General features: G+C 50.0%; 18 protein-coding genes and 1 pseudogene. 2 read left to right on the top strand and 17 right to left on the bottom strand.

Going from position 1 to position 19,843, the window contains the following annotated elements; genetic code table 11:
• Positions 1–414: 414 nt before the first annotated feature.
• The 10 genes from KZE55_RS00905 to croR form a co-directional block, all read right to left on the bottom strand.
• Positions 415–1,359, bottom strand: a complete 945-nt coding sequence (locus tag KZE55_RS00905; RefSeq protein WP_047768775.1) for an L-lactate dehydrogenase — start codon at positions 1,357–1,359, stop codon at positions 415–417.
• A gap of 151 nt (positions 1,360–1,510) precedes the next feature.
• Positions 1,511–2,176 carry an NAD(P)H-dependent oxidoreductase gene (locus tag KZE55_RS00900; protein ID WP_222258547.1) on the bottom strand — a complete coding sequence of 222 codons (666 nt, stop codon included), beginning with the start codon at positions 2,174–2,176 and terminating at the stop codon, positions 1,511–1,513.
• Between the two features lie 56 nt (positions 2,177–2,232).
• Positions 2,233–2,868 (bottom strand): orotate phosphoribosyltransferase, encoded by a 636-nt coding sequence (gene pyrE, locus KZE55_RS00895; protein WP_222258545.1) that lies wholly within the window; start codon positions 2,866–2,868, stop codon positions 2,233–2,235.
• 1 nt (position 2,869) lies between these two features.
• Complete coding sequence (gene pyrF, locus KZE55_RS00890; RefSeq protein WP_222258543.1) at positions 2,870–3,595, bottom strand: orotidine-5'-phosphate decarboxylase; 726 nt, start codon at positions 3,593–3,595, stop codon at positions 2,870–2,872.
• A complete protein-coding gene (locus KZE55_RS00885; protein ID WP_222258541.1) occupies positions 3,592–4,518 on the bottom strand; it encodes a dihydroorotate dehydrogenase in 927 nt (308 codons plus the stop codon). Before KZE55_RS00885 ends, pyrF begins: the two co-directional genes overlap by 4 nt.
• A 368-nt stretch (positions 4,519–4,886) precedes the next feature.
• Positions 4,887–6,122 (bottom strand): L-lactate MFS transporter, encoded by a 1,236-nt coding sequence (locus KZE55_RS00880; RefSeq protein WP_222258539.1) that lies wholly within the window; start codon positions 6,120–6,122, stop codon positions 4,887–4,889.
• A gap of 250 nt (positions 6,123–6,372) precedes the next feature.
• Positions 6,373–6,753 (bottom strand): AzlD domain-containing protein, encoded by a 381-nt coding sequence (locus KZE55_RS00875; RefSeq protein ID WP_222258537.1) that lies wholly within the window; start codon positions 6,751–6,753, stop codon positions 6,373–6,375.
• 11 nt (positions 6,754–6,764) lie between these two features.
• Positions 6,765–7,616 (bottom strand): AzlC family ABC transporter permease, encoded by an 852-nt coding sequence (locus KZE55_RS00870; RefSeq protein ID WP_222258534.1) that lies wholly within the window; start codon positions 7,614–7,616, stop codon positions 6,765–6,767.
• Positions 7,617–7,748: 132 nt separating this feature from the next.
• Positions 7,749–8,879, bottom strand: a complete 1,131-nt coding sequence (locus KZE55_RS00865; RefSeq protein WP_222258532.1) for a sensor histidine kinase — start codon at positions 8,877–8,879, stop codon at positions 7,749–7,751.
• Positions 8,880–8,905: 26 nt separating this feature from the next.
• Entirely contained in the window at positions 8,906–9,595 is a 690-nt protein-coding gene (gene croR, locus KZE55_RS00860; RefSeq protein WP_222258529.1) for a response regulator transcription factor CroR, read from the bottom strand.
• Between the two features lie 124 nt (positions 9,596–9,719).
• Here croR and KZE55_RS00855 point away from each other — a divergent pair, with 124 nt between their 5' ends.
• A complete protein-coding gene (locus tag KZE55_RS00855; protein ID WP_222258527.1) occupies positions 9,720–10,643 on the top strand; it encodes an IS30 family transposase in 924 nt (307 codons plus the stop codon).
• Between the two features lie 108 nt (positions 10,644–10,751).
• Here KZE55_RS00855 and KZE55_RS00850 read toward each other — a convergent pair whose 3' ends face one another.
• The 7 genes and pseudogenes from KZE55_RS00850 to deoC all read right to left on the bottom strand — a co-directional run bounded on the left by KZE55_RS00850 (position 10,752) and on the right by deoC (position 18,226).
• The gene (locus tag KZE55_RS00850) at positions 10,752–11,759 is read right to left on the bottom strand and encodes an LCP family glycopolymer transferase (protein WP_222258525.1); all 1,008 of its coding nucleotides are present in this window, start codon (positions 11,757–11,759) and stop codon (positions 10,752–10,754) included.
• A 264-nt stretch (positions 11,760–12,023) separates the two neighbouring features.
• On the bottom strand, positions 12,024–13,166 hold the full coding sequence (guaB, locus tag KZE55_RS00845) for an IMP dehydrogenase (protein WP_222258523.1): 1,143 nt from the start codon (positions 13,164–13,166) through the stop codon (positions 12,024–12,026).
• A gap of 70 nt (positions 13,167–13,236) precedes the next feature.
• Positions 13,237–14,187, bottom strand: coding sequence for a sugar-binding transcriptional regulator (locus KZE55_RS00840; RefSeq protein WP_222258521.1), 951 nt, complete (start codon positions 14,185–14,187; stop codon positions 13,237–13,239).
• A 105-nt stretch (positions 14,188–14,292) separates the two neighbouring features.
• Complete coding sequence (gene deoD / locus KZE55_RS00835) at positions 14,293–15,003, bottom strand: purine-nucleoside phosphorylase (protein WP_222258512.1); 711 nt, start codon at positions 15,001–15,003, stop codon at positions 14,293–14,295.
• A gap of 16 nt (positions 15,004–15,019) precedes the next feature.
• Positions 15,020–16,280, bottom strand: a pseudogene (locus KZE55_RS00830) (pyrimidine-nucleoside phosphorylase).
• Positions 16,281–16,309: 29 nt separating this feature from the next.
• Positions 16,310–17,503 (bottom strand): phosphopentomutase, encoded by a 1,194-nt coding sequence (locus tag KZE55_RS00825; RefSeq protein ID WP_222258510.1) that lies wholly within the window; start codon positions 17,501–17,503, stop codon positions 16,310–16,312.
• 45 nt (positions 17,504–17,548) lie between these two features.
• Positions 17,549–18,226, bottom strand: a complete 678-nt coding sequence (gene deoC, locus KZE55_RS00820) for a deoxyribose-phosphate aldolase (protein ID WP_222258508.1) — start codon at positions 18,224–18,226, stop codon at positions 17,549–17,551.
• Positions 18,227–18,536: 310 nt separating this feature from the next.
• On the opposite strand from deoC, the gene KZE55_RS00815 reads away from it, so the two are divergent.
• Entirely contained in the window at positions 18,537–19,841 is a 1,305-nt protein-coding gene (locus KZE55_RS00815; RefSeq protein ID WP_261313262.1) for a glycoside-pentoside-hexuronide (GPH):cation symporter, read from the top strand.
• The last annotated feature ends 2 nt before the right edge of the window (positions 19,842–19,843 follow it).

Below are 19,843 nucleotides of genomic sequence, written 5' to 3'. Positions count from 1 at the left end.
GAAACTGCCGAATCCATCTTGTCATCGTATTCTGATTGACATGATGCATATCGGCATATACTTTGAGGCCGGATTCTGTCTTTTGATAGCCGTAAAGCAACTCTAGTCTATTCATTGTCGAATAACTTGAAATGCAAAAACCCCCTTAAGGAAATAACACTTTTATTATTTCAAGTGTCACCCTTAAGGGGATTATAGCCAGCAAACGCTTCCTCAAATGTCACTTTTGAGCGCAATTGGCCAACGTTATCTTGGTTAATGGGTAGATGCTGTAATGAGTAAAATAGAATAGTCTGTTAAGTAGACCATTAAGGATGATATTGTACTTTTTAAAAATCGATACGGCTCTTTGAAATACGTTTTTTGCCTGTAAATACTTCTTTTTTTGTCGAAAAAACTTAGGAGTTTTTAAATTTATTCCGCTGCCAACTTTTGGGCAGTCTCATCAAAACGGGTCCGAATGTAGTTTGCTGACTTGGCCAACTTCTTTTCCTCATCGGGCGTCAGGTTCAGCTGCAGTTGCTTGACCACCCCACCGTTGCCGATGATAGCAGGGTAGCCACAGTAGGTCCCGTACTCCTCACGGAAGTTGGAGCACGGCAGTTCAATGTTGGCATCATTAAGGATGGCGGTAACCAGGCGCAGGGCCGCCGCCGCAATTCCGAAGTTAGTGTAAAGTTTCCCGTGGAAGACGGTGTAGCCGCCAGCCTTGGTTGCTTCGGCAAGGGCGTCTAAGTCCAGGTCATCGCTGGCGGCAGCGAGGTCGGTAATATTTTGCCCGAGGACACGGACCTGTGACCATGCCGCAAACTGGGAGTTACCGTGCTCACCAAGTGCGTAGCCGGTTACCGAGCGGGGATCAACGTTTAGGGCCTGACCAACAACCTTGTGGAGGCGGGCGGTATCAAGTAGGGTCCCGGTCCCAATCACCTGGTCCTTTGGTAGGCCGGTGTACTTTTGGAACAGGGCCGCAATGACGTCACAGGGGTTACTGATTGAAACCAGCACACCGTTAAAGCCGACCTCCTTCAGTTTGGTCCCTACCTCCTTGGCAGCGCGGCTGTTCACCTTTAGTTCCATGAAGCGGTCGTGTTTAGCGTCGTCATTTTGGATACCAATATCGCCAACCGCGATCACCACCACGTCGGCATCACCCAAGGCCCCGTAATCATTACGAAGGACCTTTGTGTGGGTCGGCAGGTTCGCCGCCGCATCCTCGAAGTCAGTTACGTTCGCATTCAGTTTCTTTTCGTTTGTATCAATCAGGACCAATTTATCCACCGTCCCGGTCACTAACAGATTATTCGCCAGGGTTTCACCAACGTGTCCTTGGCCAATCACACCAACTTTTCGTGTCATCCTTATCCGCTTCTCTCTAATATTCTTCCTATATTTCTAATAATATTTTAATGATACTTTAATCGTTATGGTGGATAATGTCAACTGTTTCTGTAAAAATAAGCCCATCAATTCAGCAATTAAATGCCAGAACGATGGGCTTTGTTCGTTTCTAATTTAATTCTTCATAAATTGCCGTCAGCGGCTGCCGGACCTTGGGCTTAATTGGCTGGTCGCGGTAACCGAAGCTGACCATTACCGAAACGCGCCAGTGCTGTGAATCAATAATCCCCTGCTTACTCAGGTACTCGTTCATCTTCGCGTAGTTAAAGCCCTCAATTGGGCAGGAGTCGATGCCAAGCTCGGTTGCAGCGGTCATCATGTTCGCCATTGCGATGTAGGTCTGCTTGCTAGCCCAGTCGAAGAGTTCCTGGTCATTCTTGATCTTAAGGTCATCTTCCTGGAAGTGTTTAAACGCCTGAGAAGGCTTTGAGTCGGGGGAATACTGGTGATGCTTAACGTCAGATACCAGGTGACGAACATAGTCACTGTCGTAGGTCACATCTGTCCGTGCCAGAATCAGCAGTAGCTTGTCAGCCCCGTCGAGACTATTGGCCGCCCCCCAGGAAAAGGGCCGAATGTCTTTCTTAACCTTCGGGGAGTTAATCAAGATAAACTTCCAGGGCTCATAGCCAAAGGAACTCGGTGAAAGACGACCAACCTCCAAGATGGTGTGCCAATCCGCAGGAGAAATATGTCGATTAGGGTCATACTTTTTGGTTGCGTAACGCCGGTTCGCCGTTTCCAAAACGTGTTGACGAATTTCTTCCATGTCCATTAATAACCACTCACTTTCTGTAAGTATTATAACAGACTTTCGGGAGAAATTACTGCCTAGTGTTTAGCACTCCAGGCCGCTGGGTCCTGCCGCCACTCGTTCAGAGAAGAAAGGTGGTCTTCACTAATCAAGCCGTTCTCCTTAGCAACGTTGACCAGGGTCGGATAGTTGGTTACGGAGTAGTAATTCAGGCCGGCATCCGCAAAATTCTTGTCTGCTGCCGGTAACTGGTAAGTAAAGACGGAAACAACTCCGATAACGGTGGCGCCCGCCTTGTTGACCGCGGCTACCGCGTTGAGGACACTCCCACCAGTAGAAATTAGGTCATCAATCACGACAACCTTCTCCCCGGCCTGTAAGACACCCTCAATTTGTTTGCCCCGACCATGGTCCTTCGGTTTGGAGCGAACATAAACCAGTGGCTTTCCTAGGTCTTCGGCGACCCAGGCAGCGTGCGGGATCCCAGCAGTAGCAGTTCCCGCGATAACGGCCGCTTCTGGAAAGTGTTCCTTAATCAGAGCCGCCATCCCCTGATAGATTGCTTGCCGGACTGCCGGGTACGAAATCGTTAACCGGTTATCAGTGTAAATTGGTGAATGCAAGCCACTGGCCCAGGTGTAAGGCTTGTCCGGGCTCAGGGTCACCGCGTGAATTTCCAAAAGGTCCTTAGCGACTGTCTCTGCGTAACTCATCTTAATCTTCCTCCGTTAAAAATTCCTCTTCAATTTCCTGATATGCCTTGACCGGGTCCGCACTTTGGGTAATTGGCCGCCCGACCACAATGGCGTTACTCCCCACATCATGCGCTTGGTGCGGAGTGACGACCCGCTTTTGGTCCCCCTTAGCAAAGTCCTTCGGCCGAATTCCTGGGGTCACACAGAGAAAATCAGTCCCCGTTACCTGACGAATTGACTGAACTTCGTAAGCTGAGCAGACAACCCCGTCCGCACCGGCCTTTTCTGCCAGCTGGGCGTAGGATTGGACCGATTCTACTAAGGAGAGGTCAACGTGCTGCTCGTCGTGTAAGATTTGGTCGTCAATCGAGGTCAGTTGGGTGATTGCCAGGAGCTTTGGTGCTGGCAATCCGGCTGCCTTGGCCCCTTCTTTAAGGCCCGCGGCACCAGCCGCCACCATTTCACTGCCCCCGGCAGCGTGAATCGTCGTAAAATCAACGCCCAACTGGCCGAGGACAAACATTGCCCGCTTAACGGTGTTAGGAATATCATGAAGCTTCAGGTCCAGGAAAATTTTGAAGCCCCGTTGTTGGGCCTTCTTAATGATCTCGGGACCAAAGTGGTAGTAAAGTTCCATCCCGATTTTTAGAATTGGCCGTGGTTCCACCGTCAATCGGTCGAACAGGTCTAGTGCTTCGTCCTTTGTGGCCACATCAATCGCCACCATTGGTGAAAATCGTCTCAAAATCTTACCTCCCACAAATCCGTTAGCTTTTCAACACCATACCGGTCCATGACCAAAGGTAGGTCCGCCACAATCCGTGGGCAGGCCAATGGGTCGTGAAAACTGGCCGCACCAACTTCGACCGCGTTAGCCCCAGCCATCATAAATTCCAGGACGTCCTCGGCGGTTTCAACACCCCCGACCCCGATAATTGGTAGGCTGGAAACGGCCCGAACCTGGTGAATCATTCGCAGCGCCATCGGTTTAAGGGCCGGGCCCGATAAGCCCCCGGTAACGTTGGCCAAGATGGGGCGCCGGGTCTTGAGGTCGATGCTTAACCCAGTTAAGGTGTTAATCATCGTCAATCCGTTGGCGCCACCGCGTTCGGCCGCCTGCGCCAGGGGAACAATATTAGTGACGTTCGGGGTCAGCTTGACGTAAACTGGCGTGCCCCCGGCCTTTTTAACGACTTTTCTGGTCAAGTCCTCGAGAACCGCTGGGTCAGTGCCCATTGCTAGGCCGCCATGCTTAACGTTGGGGCAGGAAACGTTTAACTCAATGGCGTTAACTTCCGGTGCCTGGCCCAACCGGTGGACGACCGTTTCGTATTCTGCCGTGGAGAAGCCGGCCGCACTTGCAATGATTGGCAAACTTGGGTAGTGTTTTTTCAGCCAGGGGAGCTTTTCATTAACGACTGCTTGAACCCCCACGTTTTGCAGGCCGTTGGCGTTTAGCCAGCCTGCACTCGTCTCACAGACCCGGGGTTGGGGGTTACCAGACCGGGCATGGAGGGTCGTTGACTTTAGTACCAATGACCCCAGTAAGTTCAAATCATAGTTGCGGGCAATTTGCTGGCCATAGCCACAGGTGCCACTTGCCGGAATAACCGGGTTCTTCAGCGATAGGCCAGGCAGCTCAACTGCCAACCGTTGTGCTTCTTCCATCAGAGAATGTTCCTTTCGCGCAATCAAAAACAGCGCCCACTTAATTTCTCCTGGTTAAGTGAGCGCTGTGCTTTTTCTCTTCTCTTAAATAATGCCAAACACCGTACCGTTTTGCTCTCACAGGAGTCAATTAAATGGTTTTCGTATTCAACAAAATACCCTAGATTGATTGATGGTTCCGCACCCGATTCTTAAAACCCACTGCTGGTAGCTAAAGAAATTCTGTAAAATAAAAGCCTCCTTAGCAGTAGGCTAAGAAGACCGTTTTTGGTAACGCACAATTGAAATCCTTCTTAGCCTCTCTGGACTAGTTTAAAGGTAAATTTGTTAGTAATGATAATAACGGCTATTAGGCCAAAAGTCAACACCTAGTCAACTCCCTTAACAGCCCGGTGAGCAACAAAATTCTTTTGAATCAAGACGGAAACGAGCATTGCCAGGGCATCAATAATTACAAAGACTACCAGTGTGACGTAGTAATTATGTAAGACCTGGTGCGTGTAGGACAAGAGGATGGGCCCCACCATTCCGGCTGCCGCCCAGGCGGTCAGGATGTAGCCATGAATTGCCCCCAGTTGCTTGGTACCAAAGACATCCCCCAGGTATGCAGGAATTACTGAAAAGCCAGCACCGTAGCACGACATCAACAGGCACAGGGCCAGGGCAAAGATAAACGGTGTCTTAAAGAACAAGAGGACAAAAAGCATCACAATGTCCAACACGAAGATTAAGCTGTAGGTCAGCGGGCGACCAATATAATCCGACAAGGTTGCCCAGGCCAATCGACCAAAGCCGTTGAAAAGGCCGATGATCCCGACCATCACAGCAGCGGCCGCAGCAGTCATCGTCGTCATGTTCTGAGCCATTGGTGAAGCCGCCGAAACCAGGCCAATCCCCGTGGTGATGTTGATAAAGAACATGAACCAGAGGAAAGCAAACGTCCGAGTCTTTAACGCTTGGTTGGCCGTCAGTTCCTGGCCAGTCAGGCTCACCCGTTGGGCATTTGCCGCAATTGCTTGCGGGAGCTCATGGGACCGTGGCTTTTTAATAAACTGGGCCGCAATAACCATCACGACAAAATAGAAGATCCCCAACACATAGAAGGTATTAGCAAGGCCAACAACTGCCATCAGGTGTTGGGCAACTGGGCCCGTCAACAGGGCCGCGAAACCGAAGCCCATGATTGCCAGACCGGTTGCGAGTCCCCGCTTGTCCGGGAACCACCGAATAATGGTTGAAACCGGGGTAACGTAGCCCGAACCCAGACCCAGGCCACCAATAACCCCGTATGCCAAGTATAGCAGCCAGAGCTGGTGACTTTGAACCGCCAGCCCAGTCAGGGCGATTCCGCTCCCGTAGCAGATACTGGAAATCGTCCCCGTAACGGTTGGGCCAAACTTTTCTACCAGCCGACCCATGAACGCCGCTGACATTCCCAGGAAAAAGATTGCTAAACTAAATGCAAACGAGACCGCCGTTTCCTTCCATCCCGTCTGCTGCGCAATTGGTTTTGTAAACACACTCCAGGCGTAGACGCCACCAATCATCAAGTGAAGAACAACCCCCGCGAGGGCCACTCCATATCGATTCCTTGTCTTTACCATTAACCCCGTCTCCTTTTTGAAAAATACGAACAATAAACAAATAATATCCGGATTAATTCGGTGTTTAAAAGGTATCACGACATTAGTGTAATAACAAGGGGGATTGTTAATTTTAATTAATCCCTAATTTTAAGGTGTTTCCATTCCGAACGTTCGCTTATGTTTATTTTAAAAATACGAACATTAAAAAAGGGCCAGCTTCCGATTGCCTGACAATCGAAAAGCTGACCCATAATCATTACCTTTAATATTAAATTACCATGCTCAGCAGCCAGACCGCAACTAACCCACCGATCACAGAGATTGACATCGACCGGGTAAAGTAGGCAATAACCATTACAATCAAGGCTGCAAAGATTTGTTCTACGTGACCAAAAGGCACAAAGTGATAACCAGCGGTGGTGATGAAGACGTTTTTAACAACTAGGGCGGTGAATAGGCTCACCGGGACGTACTTCATCCACTCGTTAAACCATTCCGGGATTTTCCGCGTCGAGAAGAAGAGAATTGGAAAGTACCGCGGAATGAACGCCGCAATTGCGGCCAATACAATTACCACCAGGTGATATAAGATTTTATTGTGACCGATGTCAGCAAATAACACCGGTACATTACTAAGTAGTTGTTCCATCTTTATCCCCACTATTTACCGTTTGTCTCGTCCTTACCCTGTTCTACCGGGTCATGCTTTTTTAGCTCACTGTGTTCCCGCTGGTCTTCAACCGTCGTCCGGGTAATCTTCGGTCGGAACATCTTCGTTAAGAACCAGTTCTTTTCCGGAACCTTGCTGTGGTGACGAACAGTGTTCTCAATCAAAAAACCAATGAAAGATGCGATCAAAGTAGCAATCACAACCCCGAGGATGTTGTGCGTCAGAACCATGAAGAAGACCGCCAGCACTGCCGTCAGCAAGCTGATTAACAGGGTCAGGTGGTTTTGAACCTGCATCACAATCATGTACAGGAACAAGGCCGTTAAGGCAAAGTCGACCACCTCAAGGTTGATTGAAATCGTGCTCCCAATCAGGCCACCGACCATGTTAGCCACCGACCACGAAAGTAGTGAATAATGCTCAACCAGTAAGGCGTCCTTTGGCGTCCACTTCTTATCTGTTGCAAATTTCAGGTAGTTGATTGCGTAGTTTTCGTCGTTCATTGAAACCGCAAACAGCCAGATAAGGTGTTGAGATTCGTTTTTAATGTACTTGGATAAACTAGAACCCAGTAACGCATACCGTAGTTCCAAGAAGAACAAGGTCACAAATATTGATGATAATGGTGCGTTAATCGTCAGCAATGAAGCTAAAATAAATTGGGCTCCACCAGAAAAAACAACGATTGATACAACGAGGGTCATGATAAAGTTGAACCCTGCCGCATGTAACAAAATACCACAAGCTAACCCAATAGGGATGTAGCTTAGGCATAGTGGCATGGCAATTCCGAGGACCTCCAGCCACCGTGCTTTTTCTGGGTTTATTTGTGCTTTAGCCACAGAATTTCCTCCAATTATATGTCAACATATTGATAATTAAGGCGACACAATGCCCTTTTAGTCTAACATACAATAATTTGCTTGAATATAAATAAGCAGAAAATTTCCCGGGAAATTTTCTGCTTTTGTTTATTATTTATTCACTTGTTTTAAGGGGAGACTGACGATGAAGGCTGTCTCATCATCATTAGACGTTACCCGGACACTTCCGTGGTGTAAGTCGACGATACTCTTGACAATCGCCAGGCCCAAGCCGGTACCCCCGGTTGCCCGTGACCGTGACGCTTCAGCACGGTAAAAGCGCTCAAAGATATGGTCAACCGACGCCTTGGGAATTGGGGTCCCATCGTTGGCGACTGTCACCACCACATGGTCGGCCTTTTGGCGGGCATCCAGGCGGATGTAGCTGGCCCCGTTCCCGTATTTCAGGGCATTGGCGACCAGGTTGCTAAATACCCGGCCGAGTTTTTCAGGGTCGGCTTCAATCATCAGTGGGTTGGGAATCACCTTTGACGTGATCTCAATCCCCCGGTGCTGGGCCTCTAACTCAAAACTGGCCGTTAGCTGTTCAAGCAGCTGGTTGAGGTCAACCCGCATGATGTTGACTGGGGCGCCGTGCTGCTGGACCTTCGTGTATTCAAACAGGTCCTCGACCAGGTTCTTCATCTGCTTGGCCTTCTCATAGGCCGTATGGGTGTACTTCAGGATATCTTCCTCGTTTTGGTACTGCTTGTCCTCAATCAAACCCAGGTAGCCGATGATGGAAGTCAGCGGGGTCCGCAAGTCGTGACTGACGTTGGTGATCAGCTCGTCCTTGGATTTTTCAATCTTGCGCTCGTCATCCATCGACTTAACGGCACTATCAACCAGGGCGTTAACGGAGCTGATCACGTGCTGCTGGTTACCCTTCAAACGGAAGGGAATTCGGTGGTCCAGGTGACCCTGGGCAATGTAGTGGAGTTCGGCAATGATGTGGTTCATCTGGTAAAGGTGGTACCGCCGCCGGAGCCGCCACCAGACGACCCAAATGTCGATAATCACAAAGATGATAATTAGGATCCGCTGGTAGCTCCAAATCTGCGTTTGTAGTGGGCCGACCCGCAGCGACTGCTTGATCATGAAGATCCCGTTCGTCACCCCCGGATTGCTCTGGATGACGTCCTGGATGATCGTGATAATCGCCATGTTGAGGAGGACCAGCAGGATGACGGTCACGACCCCTTCAAAGATTAATGAACTTTTTTCCCGTCCCGTTAACTTCACTCTTTTACCCCCAGGAAGTGATTAGATTAGTGGTTTTCAACCTTGTAGCCAACGCCCCAAACGGTTTGGATGACCTTCTCACCGTTCGTGGCTTCTTCGATTTTATCCCGCAAGTGGCTCACGTGGACCATAACCGTCTTGGCGGAAACAACACTCTCCTGCTGCCAAACCCGCTCAAAGATGTCGTCGGCGGAGAAAACCCGGTTCGGGTGACTGGCTAGCAGGTAGAGAATCCCAAATTCGAGGGCCGTCAACTGGATAACATCTCCCTTGATGGTCTTAACCTCGTGGGAATCCTTGTTGATGATAAGTGGGCCCACATTTAAGACGTCCGGCTGGTCATTGGTGACCTCACCCTGGGTCCGCCGCAGCAAGGACTTTACCCGGGCCATTACTTCCAGAGGGTTAAACGGCTTGGTAACGTAATCGTCGGCCCCAGAAACCAGGCCCTGGATCTTATCCATATCCGCAGTCTTAGCAGAAAGCACTAGGATTGGGATATCGGAGTCTTTCCGGACTTGCTTGATAACCTCCATCCCGTCCATTTCGGGCATCATCAGGTCCAAGATGACTAGGTTGATATCCGGCGTCGTGTTAAGTTTGGTCAGGGCTTCCTTACCATTGTATGCAGCAACCGGTTCATAGCCCTCATTACGAATGTAAATCTCCAGTAATTGGACAATTTCCTTATCATCATCAACAACTAAAATTTTCATCTTATGGCCACTCCTTATTTATTAGGTAGATTGTAAAATTTAAGTTGAACATTTAAGTGGACAGAAAAACCCATCAAGGTCTTTAATGGTGTTACCGCACAATCCATTAGAAAGAAGGACCTTGATGAGCACCACTATTTTATCATTCCAGAACCGTGTTGTCATTGAAACGCTTCATAATGAAGGACGTTCCTTGCGATACATCGCTAACTACTTAGGCTTTAGTAAAACCACAGTCTTTAACGAACTTCACCGGCTAAATAGTGAGTACCGGGCTGAGCTAGCGCAAACTGACTTTGAACGCAAGGTTAGTCAACGGGGGCAGAAGTCTTCGCTCACTAAAAACCTTAAACACTTGATCGAAGAAAAGATTCAAGTCCAGAAGTGGTCCCCTGAACAAGTTGCCCATGTAGTTGGAATTGCCTACAAGACGGTCTATAACTGGATTGATCAAGGATGGCTTGATATACAGTTGCCCGATTTGCCTGATCATGGGATTCGTCGTCATCGTGCTAAAGAAAAGCGTGGTACGTTCAGTCACGGCCGCTCCATTGAGGAGCGGCCTCATAAAGTCGAAACTCGCCAGGAATTCGGCCACTTTGAAGCTGATACCGTACTTTCTGGCAAACGTAAAGGTCAAGCTGTGGCTACTTTTGTGGAGCGTAAGAGTCGCCTGACAATTGTTAAATGGCTCCATGGTCGCGACAGTCAGTCCATGACTCAAGCCGTACTTGAACTAGCTAGTCAACTTCAAGACAAGCTCAAGACGCTTACCGTAGATCATGGTAAAGAGTTCGCTAACTACCAGGCAATTGAGCAGCGAACTGATACTCCGGTTTATTTTGCTCATGCTTATTCACCACATGAACGCGGCAGTAATGAGAACCGTAACCGAGTTTTACAACGCTTTATTCCCAAAGGCCAAGCCATTGAAGAGTTAAGCGATCACAAGCTGATTCAAATTAATTGGTATTTGAATTCCCGGCCACTTAAATGTCTTAATTGGCATACACCAATCGAGATCTTCCTGCTTAATCTACGTCACTAAATTCGTTCAAGTTATTTCTTGCAATCTGCCATTACGAAATACTCTAGTTCAATATTATAGCTGACTTTCCTGGTAAAACGATCATTTTGCCCCGGTCTTAAGGAAATATTAGTTATCCGCGTCCAGGTTGGCGGTTTCCAAGCCCAAGCTCTTCCGGAGAAGGTTCGAAACCCGTTGTTGTTCATCTCGAGGCACTACTTCAAAGGCCTGACCATCCTCTTCGTCACCCCTCCCCTGGGCATGGTCCTGACCAATGTTCTTCGTTGCCTTCCGGTAGTGCTGGGCCAACTGAAGCATGTCATTAAATGTCAGGTCAGTCTTGGAGTTGTCCGAAATGGACTTCAGGAATTTCTGGTTGAGGACCGTCTTGTAAGAAACCGACTTCTTCAAAAGGGCCTTGATGATTAACTTCTGCCGCTGTTGCCGGCCATAGTCACCGTTTGGATCGTCGTACCGCATCCGGCTAAAGCGCAGAGCCTGGGTGCCGTTCAGGTGGTAGGATTGGCCCTTTTCAAAGTGGCTCCCTTCGTAGTCAAAGGTCAACGGGGAGGTGACCGTGACCCCGCCAACTTGGTTAATAGCTTTCTTCAGGCCACCCATGTTTACTAAGACGTAAAAGTCAACGGGGATATTGAAGTGTTTCTGAACCACGTTGATTGTTTCCTTAACCCCACCGTAAGTGTAGGCCGCGTTGATTTTGGCCGGCGAATCGTCCGGGTAACCCGGAAGGTTGACCTTCATGTCCCGGGGAATGCTGACAATCTCCGACTTGTTGGTCTGAGGATTAATCGTCAGCAGCATGATGGTGTCCGTTCGCCCCTTGTACGACCGGCCGAGGGCCCCGGTATCCGTTCCCAACAGTAGGATGGACACTGGCCGCCGCTGCTCTAAGGCCTTCTGACCATCCCGTCGCCGGGTCGCCCCCGCCGATGTGTACATATCATTGGTAGTGACCTTAACATTATGCCAGGCAATTAAGCCGTAAATTCCGGCAATGACTACCAGTAATAAGATAATAAATCCAAAGATCTTCCATCCCCGATGATGTGGGCCCTGATTTTGTTGCCGGTAATCACGCCGCCGTTCAAAATATTCCCGTGGTTCCTGATTATCCATAATTATGTCCCCCAAATTATACATCCGATTTCAATACTGATTGTACCAGTTTGCCCGGCCTCGTGCATGATTACACGAAAAAAAGAAAAGGGGAGCGTGACAGAAGTCATTTATGACTTCGTTTTCACGCCCCCGCGAGCGCAAATAGGGCTCCAGAGTTCGGTTATACCGGACACTGGAGCCCATTTGCGTACCGCGCTGTTCGTATTTGAACTTGGTAAAAGTACTTATGTCACAGCCCCCTCGTCTTATATTATTTAACGCTTATTTATAGTTCGGAGCGGCCTTCGTAATTTGAACATCGTGTGGGTGGGACTCCCGCAGTCCGGCGTTAGTGATCTGAACAAATTGGGCCTTTTCAATCAAGGTTGGGATGTCAGGGGCGCCAACATAACCCATCCCGGAGCGCAGACCTCCGTCGATTTGGAAGACAACGTCGGAAACATCACCCTTGTACTTAACCCGAGCTTCGATTCCTTCAGGGACAAGCTTGTTGGCTTCATTCACGCCACCTTGGAAGTAACGGTCAGAAGAGCCGTGGGCCTGGGCCATGGCACCGACGGAACCCATCCCCCGGTAGGCCTTGTACTTAACACCGTGATATTCAAAGACATCGCCCGGTGCTTCAGTCGTCCCGGAAAGCATGCTCCCCAGCATGACCGCATTACCACCGGCAGCCAGGGCCTTCACAACATCACCAGAGTACTTAATCCCACCATCAGCGATGATTGGTTTACCGTATTCACGGGCAACACTAGCGGCATCGTAAATAGCCGTAATTTGGGGAACACCGACACCGGCAACCACCCGGGTAGTACAGATAGAACCAGGGCCAATGCCGACCTTTACAACGTCAACCCCAGCATCGTATAGGGCCTTGGTAGCTTCACCAGTGGCAACGTTCCCGGCAATCAGGGTAACATCTGGGAAGTGGTCACGGATTTCCTTGATCTTTCGCAGCACCCCGGCAGAATGACCGTGTGCCGTATCAATCACGATTGCGTCGGCCCCCGCCTTCAAAAGAGCTTCTGCCCGTTCAAAGGTATCGCTGGTGACGCCAACAGCGGCGGCACAAAGCAGGCGGTTTTGGTCGTCAACCGCCGCCCGGGTAGCGTTAGCAGGAACAACTACGCTCTTAACGTTGGCAACCTCCCCTGCTTGCGCTTGGATTGACATATTCTTATGAACAACGCCAAGGCCACCTTGGAGGGCCATCGCAATTGCCATTGGTCCTTCGGTAACGGTATCCATTCCGGCACTAATCAATGGAATATTAAGCTTAATATTCTTGGCTAACCGGGTACTGAGGTCAACCTCATTTGGTAAAACGTGACTTTCGGCGGGAATCAGTAAAACATCATCAAAAGTTAAGCCCTTTTTGGCAAACTTTGTGTCCCAATTTGACATTGATCATACACACTCCTTAATTTTGGTTAGGTCAATGCTACTAGGAATCAGACACAAAATCAAGAAAAAGTTAAGATTTCGGTGAAAAAGCTAGTAAATTGTTCGCACTTTCCTGATCAATCACCAGGGTATTAGCGTATTCAGCCGTCAAAGCACCATTAATTGCCGGGATCTTAGCAACATTGGCCGCCACTAATACACTGTGTTTCTTCTTCCGGAGCTCCACAAGGTCAATGCCAATTGTCCGCTCGTTGATGTCGTGGTCAACCACCCGGCCACGGGCATCAATAAAGCGGGAAAAGACGTCCCCGACCGCCTCACTTTGGAGCTTCTCCTGCTCCGCCTTCGTAAAGTAGCCAAGCCGAAAGAGCAGGGCCGAATCCCGAACGGTCCCCACCGTGAAGACCGCAATGTCCGCTTCCTTTCCCTGACGAAGGATGTACTTAATATGGGTATCATCTTCAACCAGCTTTTCAGTCTTAGCGTGGTCAAAGATGACCGGCACTGGTAGGTACTGGGGAAGGGTGTGGAAAGCGTTAGCAAAGGTATTAACGGTTTCAAACGCGTAGTTCTTCGTCTCGGTATTAGCAACGCTCCCTTTCATCTGGACGACCTTGACATCTGTAACATCCTTGGGTGCAATGTGTAAGGCAACGTGGTAGAGGGTCCGGCCCCAACCCAGGCCAAGGATGTCATTATCCTTGACAATTTCCTCAAGGTACCGGGCCGCCGCAATCCCCACCTCTTCTAAGGGGTTATCCTTGCCCGGAACGATGATGACCTTTTTAAGGGTCGGGTACTTTCCCAGTAATTGGGTGCGCAGCTGATCGAGGGGGGCCAGGGGGTTATTGATTTTAATGGTTACCAGCCCTTGGTCACGGCCAAACTGCAAAAGGCGCGATACTGTTGCCCGGGAAATGTTCAATTCGGTCGCAATGTCTTGTTGGTTATAACCCTCCCGGTAATACAAGGTGGCCACCTTAAGGGCCTGGCTTATTTTCTTTTGATTATCACTTTCCATTGATTTCCTCCTTACTAAAATAAGGGTCCGCAACAGAATTGCTTCTGTGGCAGGCCCTTATTTAATTCATTGAATGGCCGCTTTTCCCCGGTCCATTATATACCATTACTTACCAGCGATTGCCGTTTCCAGAGAAATGTTGATCATGTCGTTGAAGGTCTTCTCCCGTTCTTCGGCGGTCGTCTTTTCCTCACCAAAGATCAGGTCACTGACGGTCAGGACAGACAAGGCCCGGAAGTGGAGCTTAGCAGCAAGGAGATAGAGTCCAGCAGATTCCATTTCCGTTCCCAAAATACCGTAATCTCGCAGCTTCTCCATGTCTAATTCGTCGTTGTAGAAGCGGTCAGCCGCAAAGATGTCGCCGACCTTAGCATCGATGCCCAGCTTTTCGGCAACGTGGTAGGCGGAGTCAAGGAGCTTAAAGTCGGCCAATGGGGCGTAGTGGAAGCCCGGACCGAAGGTGTTCATCGTCACTGCTGAGTCCGTTGAGGAACCCTGGGCCAAAATAACGTCACGCAGGTGAACATCCGGAGCAATTCCCCCACAGGAGCCAACCCGGATGATAGTCTTCACACCAAAGAACTTAACCAGTTCGTTAATGTAAATTGACATGGACGGGATCCCCATGCCAGAGCCCTGAACAGATACCCGGTGGCCCTTGTACTCACCGGTATAACCAAAGGCGTTCCGCACGCTGTTAACTTGCTTAACATTTTCCAGGAAGTTTTCAGCAATGTATTTTGCCCGCAGCGGGTCGCCCGGAAGTAAAACTGTGTCTGCGTAGTCGCCCATTTGGGCACCAATATGTGTACTCATCGTTGTTCCTCCTCAATTATTCGATAATTTCGTGAATTAGTTGCGGTTTGTCGTAGTGGTCACTGATAGCGATGCTTTCGTCGAGCAACTTTTCGACCGCCGGTACCTTCTCCTGGTTGCTATAAATGGTCAACAAGGTATCACCGGCCTTGACCTGGTCACCCAACTTATGGTGGAGTTCAATCCCCACACTGTAGTCCAGCTGGTCGTCGGCCGCCAGTTTGCTTACCACCCCGTCATGCTTGGCCCGGTACGGAATTTGGTACTTCGCCTGGGGCATTACGGTGTAGTCATCAATCACCCGGGGGTCGCCACCCTGGGCAATTACCATCGCCTTGAAGCGGTCCAAGGCTGTCCCATCGGTAACTACTTCCGGTAACTACTTCTTCCAGCAGTTGGCGGGCGGCTTTTGGTGTCTGGGCCTTACCACCCATTACGACCATGTAGCTTCCTAGTGTCAAAACCAGTTCGGTCAGGTCAGCCGGGCCCTTTCCCTTGAGCACGTCGATTGACTCTTCAATTTCAAGGGCATTGCCGACCTTGTTGCCCAGCGGCTGGTTCATGTCGGAAATCACTGCCATGCACTGAAGGCCGGCCTGCTTGCCAATGTCGACCAGGGCGTGGGCCAGGGCCCGCGACTGGTCCAGGGTCTTCATGAAGGCCCCGGCACCGGTTTTAACGTCAATCACCAGGGCGTCTGTTCCCGAAGCTATCTTCTTACTCATGATTGAGCTGGCAATCAGGGGAATCGAATCCACCGTGTCGGTGACGTCCCGCAAGGCATAGATCTTCTTGTCCGCGGGCGCCACTTCGCCAGTGGCCCCAACAATGGCTAATTTTTCCCGGGCGACTTGGTCAATAAAGGCCTGTTCACTGATTTCAACCTTAAATCCGGGAATGGCTTCTAGTTTATCAAGGGTCCCACCTGTATGGCCCAGGCCCCGACCGGAAATCATTGGTACTGGGATGCCGGTAGCGGCAACCATCGCCGCAAGGGGCAGGCTGACCTTGTCACCAACGCCACCTGTTGAGTGCTTATCGACCTTCACTCCGGGAATCTTGCTTAAGTCCAGGTGTTCACCCGAGTGCATCATCTTCATCGTCAGGCTCGTCTGTTCTGCACTGGTCATCCCCTGGAAGTAGATGGCCATTAGCAGAGCTGAGACCTGGTAGTCAGGAATTGATCCGTCAACCACCCCGTCCACGAAGAACTGCAGTTGGTCATCAGTTAAGGTCTTCCCATTCCGTTTAGCGTCAATAACGTCGACCATTCGCATCGTCAGCGCCCCTTTCCTCTTAACCGCGTTTAGTCGTTACTAATTTCCTTGTAGAAGCTGGTCCCGCGTACGGCGTCCACGTTGAAGTTCTCTAAAATGGTTGCCCCGAGGTCAGAGAAGGTCTTCCGTAGGCCGAGTGACTGGTTACTCTTCTTCATCGATGGGGAGTAAACCAGCAGTGGGACGTTCTCACGGGTATGGTCGGTCCCCCGGAAGCCGGGGTCGTTACCGTGGTCGGCGGTGATCATCAGCAGGTCGTCCGGCTTCATTTCCTTGAGAACCGTTCCCAAGCGCTTGTCAAAGTCCATCAGGGCCTGACCAAAGCCCTTTGGATTCCGCCGGTGGCCGTACATGGCATCAAAGTCCACCAGGTTGGTGAAGCAGAAACCAGTGAAGTCCTGCTTCATTACCTCGTCAACGTGGTCCATCCCGTCCATGTTGCTTTCATTGTGGTAGCCCTTGTCAATCCCTTGACCAGAGAAGATGTCGTTGATCTTACCAACCCCGATCACGTCGTAACCAGCTGCCCGCAAGCGGTCCATGTCGGTCTCACCAATCGGCTTCAGACTGAAGTCGTGCCGGTTAGCGGTCCGGGTGAAGTGGTCTTTGTCGGGGCCGACGTATGGCCGGGCGATAATCCGTCCCACGGTGTATTCTGGGACGTTGACCAGGGTCCGAGCGTATTCACAGATCTTGTAGAGTTCCTTGACCGGAATCACGTCTTCGTGGGCGGCAATCTGCATCACGGAATCCCCAGATGTGTAGAGAATCAGTTCACCAGTCTTCATCTGCCGTTCACCGTAGTCGTGGATAACTTCTGTTCCGGAGTAAGGCTTGTTGACAATGACCTTTCGTCCAGAGAACTTCTCCAGCTTATCAACAATTTCCTGTGGGAAGCCGTTCGGGAATGTCGACAGTGGCTTCATTACTGGCAGCCCCATCATTTCCCAGTGGCCGTCCATGCTGTCCTTACCAGCGGAGATTTCTTCCATCTTACCGAAGTCCCCGATGGCGGGGTCAGCGACCGGTACCCCTTCAATTGGCGTATCTCGGAGGTTACTGATTCCCATCTTAGCCAGGTTTGGCAGGGCTAATTTGCCCTTGTAGTATTCACCAACGTGGCCTAACGTATCTGACCCAACATCATCGAACTTATCTGCATCGTGCGCCGCACCAGTACCAACCGAGTCCATTACAATAACAAATACACGTTTATATGACATCTTGACCCCTCCAGTATCCATTCACAATCAGGTCGACAGTAAAAGTTAGTCTTGCTTAGCAGCTTCTTCCAGAATTTTAACGGAAGCGGAAACCCCGAGCCGGTTAGCACCAGCCTCAATCATGTCGTAGGCTTCGGCCAGGCTGTGGATCCCGCCAGCAGCCTTGATCTTAAAGTCTGGACCAACGGCTTCCCGCATCAGCTTAACGTCTTGGGCCTTGGCACCGGAAGTGGAGAAGCCGGTCGACGTCTTAACAAAGTCTGCGCCGCCCTTAACAGTCAACTTGCATGCCCGGGTCTTCTCTTCGTTGGTCAGCAGGCAGTTTTCGATGATGACCTTTAATAGTTTGCCCTTTTCGTGGGTTGCTTCGGCCACAGCCCGGATGTCATCTTCTACGGCTTGGTCGTTCTTTCCCTTCAATTCACCAATATTGATTACCATGTCGATTTCATCAGCCCCGTCTTCAATTGCCTTCTTGGTTTCAAAGACCTTGCTGGCCGTTGAGGTGGCGCCCAGAGGGAACCCAATCACCGTGCAGGTATTGATGTCCGTGCCCTGTAGGCCTTTGTGAACACGCTTGACCCAGTATGGGTTAATACATACGGAAGCGGTATTGTACTTACGGGCTTCTTCAACCGCCTTGTCAATCATGTCAGCAGTGGCCTCAGGCTTCAGCATCGTGTGGTCCATGTACTTGGCTAATTGTGCTTGGGTTAATTTCATTATTTAGTCTCTCCTCTTTTTTGTGAATTCGCTTACATCAAACTACACTCCTAGTTTATCAGTTACTTGAACAATTGCCCATAATATTTGCAAACATTTTTTCAAAAAAGTAAAAGCTTTTATGTACTTCTTAGTAAAATTATTTTTTCCTTAGCAAAGTCTCGGTATCAGTAGTATTTGCTGCCCTCCCTAACCAATTGGCATTAAAAAAGCGTTTACATTTTCAAGCAGGGGTGGTATTCTCAGTTCGTTCGTATGTTAGACTAACTTACAACCCACGCAATCATTTAGTATTGAGGATGTGATTCTATTGAATAACGCTGCTACTGCAAGCGCTGACGTCAAATTACCATGGCGTCAGAAATTTGGTTGGGCAACCGGTGACTTCGCCCAAAAGCCTTATTTACACCACCATTTCAACGTATTTGTTGTTTTCTATACAAACGTCTACGGCTTACCCGCTGCCGATGCGGCAACGATGTTTCTGATTGTCCGCCTGATTGATGCCATCAACGACCCAATCGTCGGGACCTTTATTGATAAGCACACGACCCGTTTTGGTAAATACCGTGGCTACCTCCTTTACATGGGGCTGCCCCTGGCGGTAATGGCCATCCTTTATTTCCACGTGCCAAGCCTTGGCCAAATGGGCAAGCTTATCTACGCCTACGTTACTTACGTTGGCCTGTCTGTTATCTACACGACAGTTAACGTCCCATACGGCTCTTTGAACGCCGCTATGACCCGGAACAACAAGGAACTGGTTTCCATGTCCTCCATCCGGATGGTCCTGGCCAACTTAGGTTCCCTGACCGTTAGTTTCGGTGTGCCGGTCTTTGTTAAGTTATTCTCCGGTGGTCACTACTCTGGTGCCGCTTCTCAGACCGGTTGGTTCTTAACCATGGTCCTTTACGAGATTGCCGGGGCCTTAGTACTGGTATTCTGCTTTAGCCAATCCGTTGAACGAATCCACATGCCCGCCGATACCGAAGCATCGGTTAAGGTTTCTGACCTTTTCCACCAGTTGAAAATCAACCAACCACTGCGAACACTGGCCATCTTCTTCATCATCACCTTTGGTTTGATGTCCATCGTTAACTCCGTTGGGGCCTACTACATGACCTACAACGCCCACAATGCTGGCCTAATGCAATGGTACAACCTGCTGGGAACTCTGCCGGCCTTCATCACGGTGCCCCTCACTCCTTGGTTAAACCGTAAGTTTGGTACCCAGGTCCTAATGCAAGGGAGCCTGCTGGTCACGGTCATCGGCTTTTTAATTATGTTCCTCGTTCCCGCAACGAACATCACCTGGACCTTCATCGGCCGGACAGTTGAAGCCGCTGGGGTCACCCTTTCTACCGGGTTCCAGTGGGCACTGGTTCCCCAAACCATCACTTACGGTGAATGGAAGACCGGCAAGCGGGAATACGGGATTGTCAACGCCATTGTCGGTTTCTTCTTCAAGTTTGGGATGGCCCTTGGTGGGGTTGTTCCTGGCTATGTCCTGGCCGCATTTGGCTTCGCTGCCAACCACACCCAAACTGCCACAGCCTGTTCGGGATTCGGATGGTTACGACCATCATCCCAATCATCGTCACGGTTTTGGCCATGATT

It is taken from the genome of Limosilactobacillus panis (genome assembly GCF_019797825.1).
Classification (GTDB): Bacteria; Bacillota; Bacilli; order Lactobacillales; family Lactobacillaceae; genus Limosilactobacillus; species Limosilactobacillus panis_A.
The sequence above is the reverse complement of the archived record's forward strand: the minus strand, read 5'-3'. Positions and strand labels throughout refer to the sequence as shown.